Source organism: Enterobacter sp. SECR19-1250, assembly GCF_013391025.1.
GTDB lineage: Bacteria > Pseudomonadota > Gammaproteobacteria > Enterobacterales > Enterobacteriaceae > Enterobacter > Enterobacter cloacae.
Genome location: NZ_JACASJ010000038.1, coordinates 21,818 through 33,023 on the forward strand (window position 1 = coordinate 21,818; position 11,206 = coordinate 33,023).

The 11,206-nt window shown below is 53.0% G+C and carries 21 protein-coding genes and 3 pseudogenes; 3 read left to right on the plus strand and 21 right to left on the minus strand.

Translation table 11 applies throughout. The annotated features are described in order from the left end of the window. Window positions 1-15 precede the first annotated feature (15 nt). The 20 genes and pseudogenes from HX884_RS11890 to HX884_RS11985 all read right to left on the minus strand — a co-directional run bounded on the left by HX884_RS11890 (window position 16) and on the right by HX884_RS11985 (window position 9,402). Complete coding sequence (locus HX884_RS11890; RefSeq protein WP_001064344.1) at window positions 16-540, minus strand: Rha family transcriptional regulator; 525 nt, start codon at window positions 538-540, stop codon at window positions 16-18. A 197-nt stretch (window positions 541-737) separates the two neighbouring features. Then, window positions 738-1,211 carry a lysis protein gene (locus HX884_RS11895; protein WP_178328213.1) on the minus strand — a complete coding sequence of 158 codons (474 nt, stop codon included), beginning with the start codon at window positions 1,209-1,211 and terminating at the stop codon, window positions 738-740. Then, window positions 1,208-1,648 (minus strand): lysozyme, encoded by a 441-nt coding sequence (locus HX884_RS11900; RefSeq protein WP_178328214.1) that lies wholly within the window; start codon window positions 1,646-1,648, stop codon window positions 1,208-1,210. Before HX884_RS11900 ends, HX884_RS11895 begins: the two co-directional genes overlap by 4 nt. Continuing rightward, window positions 1,635-1,940, minus strand: coding sequence for a phage holin family protein (locus HX884_RS11905; protein WP_122008274.1), 306 nt, complete (start codon window positions 1,938-1,940; stop codon window positions 1,635-1,637). Before HX884_RS11905 ends, HX884_RS11900 begins: the two co-directional genes overlap by 14 nt. 302 nt (window positions 1,941-2,242) lie before the next feature. Continuing rightward, complete coding sequence (locus HX884_RS11910; RefSeq protein WP_178328215.1) at window positions 2,243-2,743, minus strand: antiterminator Q family protein; 501 nt, start codon at window positions 2,741-2,743, stop codon at window positions 2,243-2,245. Continuing rightward, window positions 2,743-2,859, minus strand: coding sequence for a hypothetical protein (locus HX884_RS11915; RefSeq protein WP_116291301.1), 117 nt, complete (start codon window positions 2,857-2,859; stop codon window positions 2,743-2,745). Before HX884_RS11915 ends, HX884_RS11910 begins: the two co-directional genes overlap by 1 nt. Then, window positions 2,856-3,215, minus strand: a complete 360-nt coding sequence (locus tag HX884_RS11920; RefSeq protein WP_178328216.1) for a RusA family crossover junction endodeoxyribonuclease — start codon at window positions 3,213-3,215, stop codon at window positions 2,856-2,858. Before HX884_RS11920 ends, HX884_RS11915 begins: the two co-directional genes overlap by 4 nt. Further along, entirely contained in the window at window positions 3,212-3,511 is a 300-nt protein-coding gene (locus HX884_RS11925) for a hypothetical protein (protein ID WP_178328217.1), read from the minus strand. Before HX884_RS11925 ends, HX884_RS11920 begins: the two co-directional genes overlap by 4 nt. Beyond that, a complete protein-coding gene (locus HX884_RS11930; protein ID WP_178328218.1) occupies window positions 3,501-3,953 on the minus strand; it encodes a recombination protein NinB in 453 nt (150 codons plus the stop codon). Before HX884_RS11930 ends, HX884_RS11925 begins: the two co-directional genes overlap by 11 nt. A 240-nt stretch (window positions 3,954-4,193) precedes the next feature. Then, entirely contained in the window at window positions 4,194-4,532 is a 339-nt protein-coding gene (locus tag HX884_RS11935; protein ID WP_178328219.1) for a hypothetical protein, read from the minus strand. A gap of 219 nt (window positions 4,533-4,751) precedes the next feature. Then, window positions 4,752-5,031: pseudogene (locus tag HX884_RS27215) on the minus strand (dATP/dGTP pyrophosphohydrolase domain-containing protein); the annotation flags it as partial. A 59-nt stretch (window positions 5,032-5,090) separates the two neighbouring features. Next, entirely contained in the window at window positions 5,091-5,285 is a 195-nt protein-coding gene (locus HX884_RS11945; RefSeq protein ID WP_178328221.1) for a hypothetical protein, read from the minus strand. Beyond that, window positions 5,282-5,623: pseudogene (locus HX884_RS11950) on the minus strand (ead/Ea22-like family protein); the annotation flags it as partial. The pseudogene HX884_RS11950 and the gene HX884_RS11945, both read right to left, overlap by 4 nt. Before the next feature lie 134 nt (window positions 5,624-5,757). Then, the gene (locus tag HX884_RS11955) at window positions 5,758-6,048 is read right to left on the minus strand and encodes a DUF4406 domain-containing protein (RefSeq protein WP_062856095.1); all 291 of its coding nucleotides are present in this window, start codon (window positions 6,046-6,048) and stop codon (window positions 5,758-5,760) included. Further along, a complete protein-coding gene (locus tag HX884_RS11960) occupies window positions 6,048-7,445 on the minus strand; it encodes a DnaB-like helicase C-terminal domain-containing protein (protein WP_178328222.1) in 1,398 nt (465 codons plus the stop codon). Before HX884_RS11960 ends, HX884_RS11955 begins: the two co-directional genes overlap by 1 nt. After that, window positions 7,442-8,329, minus strand: coding sequence for a replication protein (locus HX884_RS11965; RefSeq protein WP_178328223.1), 888 nt, complete (start codon window positions 8,327-8,329; stop codon window positions 7,442-7,444). Before HX884_RS11965 ends, HX884_RS11960 begins: the two co-directional genes overlap by 4 nt. Continuing rightward, window positions 8,322-8,468, minus strand: a complete 147-nt coding sequence (locus HX884_RS11970) for a hypothetical protein (RefSeq protein WP_178328224.1) — start codon at window positions 8,466-8,468, stop codon at window positions 8,322-8,324. Before HX884_RS11970 ends, HX884_RS11965 begins: the two co-directional genes overlap by 8 nt. Window positions 8,469-8,541: 73 nt before the next feature. Next, a complete protein-coding gene (locus tag HX884_RS11975) occupies window positions 8,542-8,796 on the minus strand; it encodes a hypothetical protein (protein WP_047063804.1) in 255 nt (84 codons plus the stop codon). Window positions 8,797-8,799: 3 nt separating this feature from the next. Continuing rightward, window positions 8,800-9,120 (minus strand): CII family transcriptional regulator, encoded by a 321-nt coding sequence (locus HX884_RS11980; protein WP_072778544.1) that lies wholly within the window; start codon window positions 9,118-9,120, stop codon window positions 8,800-8,802. A gap of 36 nt (window positions 9,121-9,156) precedes the next feature. Beyond that, window positions 9,157-9,402: a hypothetical protein gene (locus HX884_RS11985; RefSeq protein WP_047716431.1), complete on the minus strand. Its 246-nt coding sequence runs from the start codon at window positions 9,400-9,402 to the stop codon at window positions 9,157-9,159. 84 nt (window positions 9,403-9,486) lie between these two features. Between HX884_RS11985 and HX884_RS11990 the strand changes: the two genes are divergently transcribed. After that, window positions 9,487-10,257 carry a helix-turn-helix transcriptional regulator gene (locus HX884_RS11990; RefSeq protein WP_178328225.1) on the plus strand — a complete coding sequence of 257 codons (771 nt, stop codon included), beginning with the start codon at window positions 9,487-9,489 and terminating at the stop codon, window positions 10,255-10,257. A gap of 29 nt (window positions 10,258-10,286) precedes the next feature. On the opposite strand, the gene HX884_RS11995 is transcribed toward HX884_RS11990, so the two are convergent. Next, a complete protein-coding gene (locus HX884_RS11995) occupies window positions 10,287-10,514 on the minus strand; it encodes a hypothetical protein (protein WP_256737129.1) in 228 nt (75 codons plus the stop codon). A 188-nt stretch (window positions 10,515-10,702) separates the two neighbouring features. Between HX884_RS11995 and HX884_RS12000 the strand changes: the two genes are divergently transcribed. Beyond that, the gene (locus tag HX884_RS12000; protein ID WP_063217320.1) at window positions 10,703-10,903 is read left to right on the plus strand and encodes a cell division protein FtsZ; all 201 of its coding nucleotides are present in this window, start codon (window positions 10,703-10,705) and stop codon (window positions 10,901-10,903) included. 83 nt (window positions 10,904-10,986) lie between these two features. Then, window positions 10,987-11,206, plus strand: a pseudogene (locus HX884_RS12005) (hypothetical protein); the annotation flags it as partial.

The following is an 11,206-nucleotide window of genomic DNA, read 5'->3' on the forward strand; positions in this document are numbered from 1 at the left end:
CCTGTAATGCCGCGATCAGCCAATAAGTAATTCCGGCTGCGTTACCTGCATGATGTGCTCATGCTCGAGCTCCAGAACGCGCTTCTCTTTCTTCCGCTCGTTCATCAACCGGCTGCCGATCGTTCCTTTCAACTTTGAGCGCGTTTCTTTGATGGCGTAGCGGTGCTGCATTTCTTCACCCATCGCCATGCGTCGGTTTAGCTGCTCGGCCATCCAGTTAAAGGCGGCGATGTATTGCTCTTTAATCGCGGTCGCCGTTTTTCCGGTGAAACCCATTACAAGCATCATCCAGCCATCTTTCGTGATGTTGTACATCAGGCGCATTTCGCCTTTCTTATCGAGGTATTCAACGGGCTCAAAATTGAGCCGGTTAAAATCAGGGGAGCAATCTGACTCCAGCCGCTTGATAGTGCGAAGAACGTTTTTATGCGCCTTGCCGAAATAGCGGGCGATCTTCATGGACGTCGTGATGACCTTTCCGTTGGATGGCAAAACCATTTCTCGGAAGTCGAAGGCCGGAATAACTGACGGATTATTCATAACGTGTACCTTTCTTTGAGATGAACCTTTGCCGCATAGGAAATCAGCCCGTCGAGGCTCGCCAGCACTAACTGACTTCCTCAAAGGCTCATTTCAAAGGGTATGGTTCGACGTGGGTTGAATGCGCTGCGGTGCGCGGTGAAATTCGGGCATAAAAAAGCCCGACCGAAGTCAGGCTCTGTTATTTGGGTAACGAATCATTTAAGACACTGCTCTTTGATGTAGTCCTGCATGCCGCGAATCATCTTGTCAGCGGTTGCGATTCCGTCCCGGTGATCGAAATAATTCCGTCGAGCGTCTGGAGTAAGTTCGGGGGTTTCTGCATCATCCACGCCGGTGGCGGAGGTGGCTTTTGACACTCCAGGGAAGGTTGCGGCGATGCGCAGCCGTTTAGCGCCAGAATCGACATCCCGACGCAAATCGTTAATGGTTTTTTTCGCATCGGACAATTCCTTCGTGTATTTGGCATCCAGTGCAGCCACATCACGCTGGCGGGTCTGCATGTCTTTGATGGTGGCTTTAGCCATGCTGAGTTTCTCAGTGGCTTTATCGCGCTGGTCTTTGTAGGTGATAGCGTTGTTGCGGTAGTGGTTCACGAAGAAAGCCAGTACGCCGATTAACGCCAGCACCAGCAGCTGCAGCCAGTAACGCTTAACCAGCGCGCCAATCATGATAGGAACAGAGCCCGCTCTGCCTCCCGCCGACGTGTCAGCCCATTCAGCACCTTCCCACCAGCTTTATTCCAGCGCATGAACTCATCGGCGGCGCCAACGTAATCACCGGCGTTGAGTTTTCGCAGAAGAGTCGATGTTGATAATGACCGGGCGCCGAGGTTATACGTGAACGACACCATGGCGTCGAATTGCCCCTGAGTCAGGCCGACTTTAACCAGGCGGGAAACGTCGCTTTCGTAGCTGACCAGTCCTGTCTTCAGCAGACGCTCTGCCGTTTCCTGATTAATCGTCATCCCGGCGCGGATTGGTTTCCCGTCGACAGGCTGAGTCCATCCGTATCCGATCGTCCAGACGCCAACGCTGTCCTGGTACGCGGTGAGTTTGCAGCCCTCGAATTCTTTAATCAGGGCAATGCCTTTATCACTGGTTTGCATTCTTCATCCCCGTCAGGCGTTCCCAGAAGTACGTCAGTGCTACGGAGCCCATTGCCCCGCTGATACCAGACGTAACCAGAATCATGTAAAGACTCAGCCCACTTTCTACGCTGATCAGGCCACCAATAAGACCGGTAAAGCCGGACACTGCAATTTGTGCCAGCGCATTAATCCAGCTCCAGGTGGCTTTGTTCTGCTTAACGTCAATAAGGTATCGGACCAGGCCGCCCCAGCATGACAGAGCAAGGACAATCAGCCATGACACTCCGGCAATGCTTTCTTTATCTTGCATACGTTTAGCCATATCACCTCCGAAAGAACGGGGTGCTGTTTGTAGTAAGGGATCAGGCCCTCGGGACGATTTAACAAGTAGGCGTGTCGATGATGGTTCCCGGAGCCTGAAATAAAAAATCCCGCGACAGGCGGGCAATATGGGGGTAAGGCAATGTCGGCTCGCTGGCCGAAGGGTCCCACGTAGTGGGTTCTGTGTGCGGCGTACCGCAAATAAAAAAGCCCCGCACGATGGCGAGGCTTGGCATTCATTCATGTCACACACAACAACGGCAACATATACGATTTATTCTGCTCATTTGTTCATTGAAAAGCAAGCGCGTTATGAGGATTTTTTGCAATTTTCCTCACATTTTCGCGATCGTTAAACGCATTTTGAAGCGGTTGGTATAAACATAACAATGAAGCATTGATGATTTGCTTCACCTCTCTACGGATTGTCGAGATGCTTGGGTGTTTGTACTGATTGCCGCCACGCGTCTTCATAAGGCGAGGCTTACTTACTGCATGCTGCCATGATGCAATTCGGATCTCGCTGGAGTTGCAGACGTAGTAGGCGAAGATAACCCGCCAGGCATTTTCATCCACATTCTTCAGGTAGTGGCGAATGACAGCATCAATGAGCATCCCGTCATCATCACTACATACCGGCCGTGATGCTTGCTGGGGCTCGACGGTAGCCATGAATCTGGCAATCATGTTGATCATCGCTTTATCAATCTTGCCGGTCTGGCACCATGCGCCCCACAACTGGAGCCACTGGTCTACCCATTGATGCTGGTCTTTGGTTAATTCCAGTTTCATTATGCGGCTTCCTTCTGTGGCTGGTTGGTTTTGGTCTGGCTGTGCTTTGCTACTGGCGGCAGGTTGGCGCGCTTAACGCTTTCTGCCTGGTACCGGGTTATCTCGTCTCTGGTCACGGCGCGCACTCCCCAATAATGATCTGCCCCTTCTCTCCCCAAAGTTTTGTCACCCGGCCATCCCAGACGCGGCTGTCGTCGTCGAAAATGGCATCGAGAAGCGCCTTTTCCAGGTTGTCTTTATCCGGTTTCTGCTGATGAGCCTGGCCGTTAAGTTGCGCACGCTTCTTCTGGCTCCAGCTTTTCGGCATGGGCAGAACGAATGTTATGTGGTAACCGGATTCCGGAAGGGTTATACCGAGGCGGCGCACCTGAGCTTTAAAGAACCAGTAGGCGGAGGTTTCTGGCCTGCTGCGCCAGCGATCGCTTCGGGTCATGCGAGGCTTGGCGACAGGAGTGATATCGTAAATTTTCATGCTGGCACCACCAGCCCAAGGCGGGCGATCTGGATAACGGTCAGAACGATAGCGCGGTCCATCATCTGACGGCGTTCGTCTCGCGATAGCTTGCTGCCGTTGTCGATGCTGTCGTGGCAGCAAACGCAGATCGCCGCCGTGGCGCAATCATCGGCTTTCAGGCCCATGCCTTTGCCTTCATTGCGATGCGCTACCTGCGTCCCCCACGAGCCGCATAACACGCACTGCTCGATCTGCCCTACAGCGGCGAGCCACTTTTTACTGCGGTAGGTTCTCTGACTGGGGTTATTTCGCATTGCTGTCCCCCCAACGCTTTGCCCACTCGATTTCATTGCGGGATTGTTCGCTGAAGGTTACGCCCTGCTTGGTGCCGAACCAGTAAATCGCCTCGATGACTTCTACCATCTGGGGAATGGTCATTTTGCTGGTGCGCTGGCCGAACATCACGACGCCACCATCAAGGCCGGGGGCCATTCGCTGTTCCTGCTTTTTGGTTTTTGCCACCAGCGCGGTGATGAGGTCTTTCCAGTCGTCGGAATCGTATTTATTGCCGAACCAGAGAACCTGGTCGGAAAGGTCTTTCAGTAGCGGCCACATCTTGCGATTTTGAATAGCGGTGCGCGTCGACTCTTTGACGTCGAGTATCAGCGGGCGCTTGCTGTCGACCGGCAACTGACGAATGTAGTTGATAGCGTTCTGCTTAACGCTTTCGTTAACGAGGTGGAATTGTTGGCTCACGCGTCACCCCCGAAGAGGTTAAGCGACAGATACGACAAATCGCTGACGTCGGATAACGTCAGGCGATTGTGTTTAAGCTGGTGGTGCTGCGCCATGGTGTTCTCCGTGGCGCGAATGTCCGGGTGTCAGTTGTTCAGGATGACAGGGATATTATGGCTGGGCATTGTGGCAAAAGCAATTTAACGCCGACAAAAAAAGCCTCCGAAGAGGCTTGTATGTTATTGATTACACTGTGACATGTCACGCCGTCAATTTGGTTTCGTGCCAACCACGCGTAACCCAGCATTGCGCATCACCGTCGCACGGACACGACTTAACCGGCAGCGCATCGCCGCATTTACCGCAGCGGTTCGCGCTGATTGACTTAATGCGACCACGAACGCGGGCATCGTCCTGGCGGATCAGCATTGCGACGTATTCGCTCATTTCATACGGCGCTCGCCCCGGGCGGCGGGCGGCACAATTGCGCTCCAGCATCTCCAGTTCCTGCGTATCAAGTATGAGCTCAAATTTACGCCCACCAGCAGCTGCTTGTCGGGCTCGCTGGGCGGCTTTGCGTTCAGCAGCAGATTTAGCCATTGCTATCTCCCGGCTTTGGTGCTGCGGCTATCATCGCTGCCCAACATAATTTCGCCCGATGCGCCGCCTGTCGGCACCCACTCATAGCCTGGTACTCCTCCCATACAGCCGGATCGCTGAAGTCCTCATCCGGTTCGGACTCGAAGCCGTAAACGATCATGTCTTCTGTCGGCTCAATCGGCACCACGACATAACCATCCGGAATTGCCAGAGAGTTGCCAGGCTCCTTGATGTGTAATCGCGGTTCGCCGTCTTTCGGCTCAGGCCACTGGCGCGCCATGTTCACTTTCAGCTTTTCTTCCATCGCTGCTGTGATTTCGCCGTCAGATATACCGGCACGCCGCTGAGCATCCCACAAGAGGAATTGGAGATCCGCCCACTCGGATAAATCATCTGGCGCGGCAGCGGCCTCCAGCGCTTCTTTCGCAAGGTGTTTCAGCGGACCAACTGGGCCAACATCACCAAAGGTTTCCTGTGACCATGCAGCGTGCCGATCACGTATCAACCTGCGTAATTGCGCCGGTGATGCTGACTCGCCGATATTGATGGTGTTCCTGTTCATTGTGACGCCCCCGGAATAAAGTAAAGGAACCATGCGTATGCTACTAACGCCACCAAAACCCTTACGGCAAACATCGGTTTGATGAAGCGAAACGGGTTTTGCCACATCACGAATGACATCATCCCCAGCACAGCGACCGAAATACCAATGACCATCGCGGTTATCTTGATCAATACAAATACTTCGTTCACTGGGCAGCCTCCTGAATAACAGTACCTTTGGATTCAATGCGCTTATGGCGCTCCCAAAACCACTGGTGAAGATCCATCAACTCTTTGTCGAGTGGCGCGTATTCGCGGTCAAAGTAGGCCTGAGCGTCTTTCTCGTCCTCGTTGGGTAGCTCACCAGGACCAAGCATGGTGTTAAAAATCCATGCCATCCCGTTCTTGGCGTCTCCGGTGGTGCGCCAGTCGATAACCGCCGCTTTCATCACAAGCAGGTTCTTACCGAACATCCGATCAAGCTCTTTGAAGCGATTGCGGATGTATTCGTTCTCGTCTTTCAGTTGGGCGTTCTGCTTCTCTACGTCAGCCAACACATCAGCGCGAGCACGCTGCACATCCAGCTGCGTCGCCAGTTCACGCACCAGCGCGGCAGACTCAGCGCAATGCAGCTCTTTCGCCAGCGCATGCCCGGCAGCTACGAGTTCTTTGGTTTTGTTGGTCATACCGCACTCTCCTGATGAATGATTTCCAGATCCAGCTTTTGAGCCAGAGCGTGTTCCGCTTTTGCGCCTGCGGAGTTCTGCCAGCCGGACAGCAGGAAAATGCCGTCAGCGCAGCGGAGCATCGCGAGACAAATATCCATGTACTCTGGCTGACTCAGGCCATCGGGAAGCGTCGCGGGGTTTAACACCACATGGCCTTCCGAAGCCAGGCGCAAAGCCTCAAAATGGAACGCAGGGCGGTTATATTTCGGGATGCCGGTCATTGGCCCAGCAATGTAAATTTTCATCAAAATTCCCTCTTTTTGTTGGGTCTGGCATCATTCGCGCGACGCTTCTGCTCAGCAGCAGCCTGGTCGCAGTCGTAGATCGCACCGTTGCGCTGGTCGCAATACACAACGCCGGTAGGGCCGTGGCGGTTCAGGCGCAACAGCAATTCGGTAGCCGCCTGATCTGCGTTTTCGTCGTATGCGCCTTCGCGGTAGATGCCGATCCAGTAATCGCAATCCTGCTCAATCTGCCCGGTGTCGCGGGAATCACTTGGCATCGGGCGTTTGTTGGTGCGCTTCTCCAGATCGCGGTTCAGCTGGGTAAGCAGCACCACGATGCAGTTCAGTTCCTTCGCCAGATTCTTCAGCCCCTTAGTGATAATTCCGTAGGCCAGGTCGTTACGGTCAGCCTTGTCGGCGGTCATCAGGGTCAGGTAGTCCACCAGCACCATGCCGACAGCGCCGCGTTCTCGTTTGATGCGACGCGATTCTGCAACGATGTGCGCCAGCGTGATCCCGGGCGTGTCGTCGACGTACAGGTTCCCGGTCTGGGCCAGACGTCCGCCAGCAGCAAAAGCCATTGCCACCTGCGCGTCGTCGTACCGATCGCCATAAAACACGTCGGTATTCACGCGGCTGACCTGCCCGATCATGCGCTCCACAATCTGCTTATCCGGCATTTCGAGGCTAAACATCAGCGCGGGAAGCTGCTCAACCTCGGCACAGTTGACGGCCAGCTGGCTATACAACGTGGTTTTACCCATCTTTGGACGTGCGCCGATCACCATCAGAGCGCCTTTAACCAGCCCTTTCGGTTGCAGCAGGTCATCCAGCGAGCCGATCCCCGTCGACAGTCCACGCGTTGCGTCTGAGTCGCTCCAGCGCGCTTCCACCTCGTCCACCCAGTCGCCCATCACTTCCGAAAACTCACGAAGCCCCCGGCGGTTACCGGTTTTCGCGTAGTCAGCGATATCGGTGAACAGGGTCTGAATAGCGTCAAACTTCTGGCTGGTGGTCATCCCGTTGCGGGAGAACAGCAACTCAGTGGCGCTGGTCAGCTTGTCTATGCCGTATCGCTCCATGGCTTTCTCGCGCACCAGCATGGCGTAGTGAACGATGTTCGCCGCGCTGGGGGTGTTTTTGGATATCTCAGCCATGTAAGCGAAGCCACCAGCCTGCTCGCCAAGCCCTTTCGACTCCAGCGACTCAATCAGGGTGATCAGGTCGATAGGCTTCTGGTTGGCTACCAGCTCCCGCATCTCGGCGAAAATCACCTGGTGGGGGCGGATGTAGAACGATTCTGGTTTGAGCATCGACATAGCGGTCTGGCAGCGATCGCTACCGCTATCCAGCATCATGCCGCCCAGCACGCTTTGTTCGGCTTCGATGTTCTGCGGGATCATGTTCATGTCTGTCATAGCGCATTCTCCCTGGTTTTCAGCAGGGTGTCAGAACGCAGCAGATAATCGAAACTGGCGCGCCAGCCTCTGTCGTTCTCACCGAAGTAAAATTTTGGTGCTCGCTCAGCGAACGCGGCGAAGTAATTCTCCACAGCCTCGACGGTTGGCTCTTTCAGCTCGGTCAGCAGGCGTTTGATAGCACGGCGACGTTTGTCGTTTAGTGCCTCTGCCTGGGGAAGGCGGTCTCCCAGGGTGGTGTTGTATGCAGACAGCACCGCCTGGTAGTCGATAGGGGTTTTCTTTGAGACAGTTTTTTCTTCCTGCCCGACACACTCCCCCTCTGGGGGTTGGGGGGTATTAGTATTTATTGTATTTATATGTCTTTGGTGTTCCCCTAAATTGAGGGATTCTTCTTCCCCTGTTTTGAGGGATTTTCCCTCATTTTGAGGTATACCCTGAATTGAGGGATTATCCCCTAAATTGAGGGATTCTTCTTCCTCGTCATTTATCCCCTGCTTTGAGGGATTTTCTGTATCGCAGCTTTCACCTGCTGGTAATAACCATTCGGCGGTGTTTTTGTTCGGTCCAATGCTACGTCCAACCTGGGTAAGCAGGTTCATTCCGACGAGCTGGACTCGCGCTTCGCTGACGCGCTTCTCTGGCAAGCGTGCTATCTGAGCTATCTGAGAATTGGCGATTCTGTCCATGGGCTTATTCCACCCGTAGGTAAGGCGTAGAACAGCGAGCAGGACTTTGAATTGTCGCTTCGTCAGGTCAGCGCCTGCGTATTCTTCCAGAAGCATATTTGCCAGGCGCGTATAACCATCATCAAGATCTGCCACCCGACGCTCCACGACCGTAATAGCCGGTCTGATTGGTATGACTGTTGCGAGATTATCCACGGCTTTCCTCCTTGCGCTTCAACTCCTCCAGGATGGCGCGCATCTTCTCGGCCACTACCGGATTAATCGAACGCACGAAGCGGTCGCGGGTATTGTTTTTATGTACAGCGGTCTGGTAATAGCGGTTGTTTTTTGCCATTATTCCTCCTGCAATTGGTCGAACATTTGCACCTGAGAGCCGCCTGTGTTCGCGCACAGCGGCTTTCGCCTTTTCAGAACAGCCCCGGCTGGGCGTTCCGTTTAACTTTTCGCTTCTCAAAGCGGTCAGCGGGTAACTGCTGCTTCTCCGCCCACAGCTTTGCGTGCCGTAAAACATCATCAAAAATCTTCCCCTTTCTGCTTGCCTGGCTCATGCGCTTGTACATGTCGATAGCCTGGAATGCCCCCCCCTGAGCCACACCCAGAGAGAAACCGAGCTTCAGCAGTTCTTCACGCACATGCTTTTCGATGAATTCGATATGGTTCATGGCTTAATCCCACCCCAGCGGCCCCGGCCTTGCCCGTTCGGCTTTCAGCCCGATATCAGCGAGTGTTTCGACTGAGGCCAGATATTCACGCGACACCAGCACCGCTTCCGGTGGCGCTGCCTGAATACCCAGGAAGGCCAGCTCTTTCGCCATGGTGCTGAAATGCCCCTCAGCTTTGCGCCTGCTGGCTGTCGACTCGCTAATGCCCATATGTTCGGCGTATGCCTTCTGCCCCACCGATGCAAGACGGTTGAGCAGGACGCTTTCTATCTCAACCGGATTGATAACTGGCGGGTCTAACTTTCGTGCGATTGCGTTCTCCATTGGTGATAATCCCCTTGTAAAAACATATGCCGCTGATTAAGCGGCGGCATCGGGTGCTTTTTCCCGGTCTGGGTTTGCTGCTTGACGCAACCATTCAGAGGTGAACTTCCCACCAGATGCGTCAGCAAGGATCTGTGAATAATTGGTTTTCTCTGTGTATTCAGTGCGCGGTAAGGCTGCGTTCTTAACCCACTTATGAATAGCCACATTCGACAGTCCGCATAGGCGAGCTGCTGCTGTTTGGCCGCCTACAGCTTCAATAGCGAATTGCATTGGATTCATAGCGTTTTCCATTAACCAAATTAACTACGAGTTAAGATTAATTCTTAACTGACAGTTATGTCAACTCTATTCGATAATTAACGCATGGTTAAAAAAGATGATTTAAAAGAAGAGTTCTCCAAACGACTACACACTGCGTGTCTTGATGCTGGTGTGGGTGGGCGTGGGCTCGCAGGCAGGATTCGTAGCGCATTAAAAGCTCAAGGCATTGATGTTTCTGAGCCTGGAATCTGGAAATGGCTTAACGGCGCAGCAATCCCAGACATGACAAACATCATGGCTCTAAGTAAATGGCTTGGGGTTTCTCCAGAGTGGCTTGAGTATGGGCGAGGCGAAAAACTCGCTGAAAAACGATTGTCTGATGATGCTCTCCCCCCTGTAAGTGAGTGGGGTACAGTCGAGTCTTGGGATAGAAATACCCCTCTACCAGAAGATGAGGTTGAAGTGCCGTTCTTGAAGGATATCGAATTTGCCTGCGGGGATGGGCGCGTCACTGATGAAGATTACAACGGCTTCAAGTTGCGTTTTTCCAAAGCAACTTTACGGCGCGTAGGTGCCAGCACTGACGGTTCTGGTGTCCTGTGTTTCCCGGCTTCCGGTGATAGCATGGAACCAGTTATTCCTGATGGTGCAACCGTTGCAGTTGACACAGGAAATAAAAGAATCGTTGACGGTGAACTGTACGCCATCAACCAAGGCGATTTAAAGCGAATCAAACAGCTTTACCGCAAGCCTGGCGGAAAGGTGTTAATCCGCAGCATTAATCGTGAATACGACGACGAAGAGGCAAACGAAAGCGACGTCGAAATCATCGGGTTTGTGTTCTGGTACTCTGTTTTACGTTACCGTAGATAGACATAATCCGGCCACTGAGCCGGATTTTTTTACACCCCTTTTCTAACGATCTCCGCAGCATCTCGATTAACCCCCTTCCCGATCACGTTTCCTGTTTCACGCCTTACCCGTTCCAGCTCTTCGACAAGGTTATCTCTATTGATTGGCACACCAAAGGCAATAAGATTAACCACAGCCATCCCGATCGCCCCAGAAATCAAGCCCACACGCTCTTCATTAAAGTCCATAAGCACCTCAATAGCTGTTTTTTTCATCATATCACTCCACGATTAAAAACTAAATTGACCTATTTTTCAGTTGGTTATTAACCAAAATAAAAATAATTAACCATCGGTTATTGACCAAAAATAACCACTGGTTAATAATCATCTCATCCAAACAACGCATTCAAACGCGAATGCCCGGGTAAAAGTTCTGGCAGCCGGGAAGACGGCAAGGGGATGAGATGGCTAATTACGGCACAACAACATTACCAAGAACCAGCGTTATACCAGGGATGCTGGTCAGGTATCAGGGGCGCACATACCGTGCATCTGCAAACGTGGGTAAAGGGTTGTATCTGTTCACCCTGTTTGAGCGCCTGCGTACCACCAGCGAAGAGATAGAGGTTTATCTCAACCAGCACGGAAAACCTGCCACCCATTAGCAGGGGATCGGAAAACCGGATTTAACCAAATGGTCGGCTACTAAAGCGACAGGATTGTTACACGCAAAATTTAAGGACCAGCAATGTTCGACTTAATTAAGCACCTCGTTAAAAACTATATTCAGCACACTGTTTCCGATAACGGGAATATTACCGTCACCCACAATCTGGATCTGGAAGATGTTAGCAGCGTCGACGCCTTGCCGGACAATCTGACCGTGGGCGGCTGGCTCGACCTGGAAGGCTCCAGCATCACCGCGCTGCCGGACAATCTGACCGTGGGCGGCTCGCTCGACCTGGAAG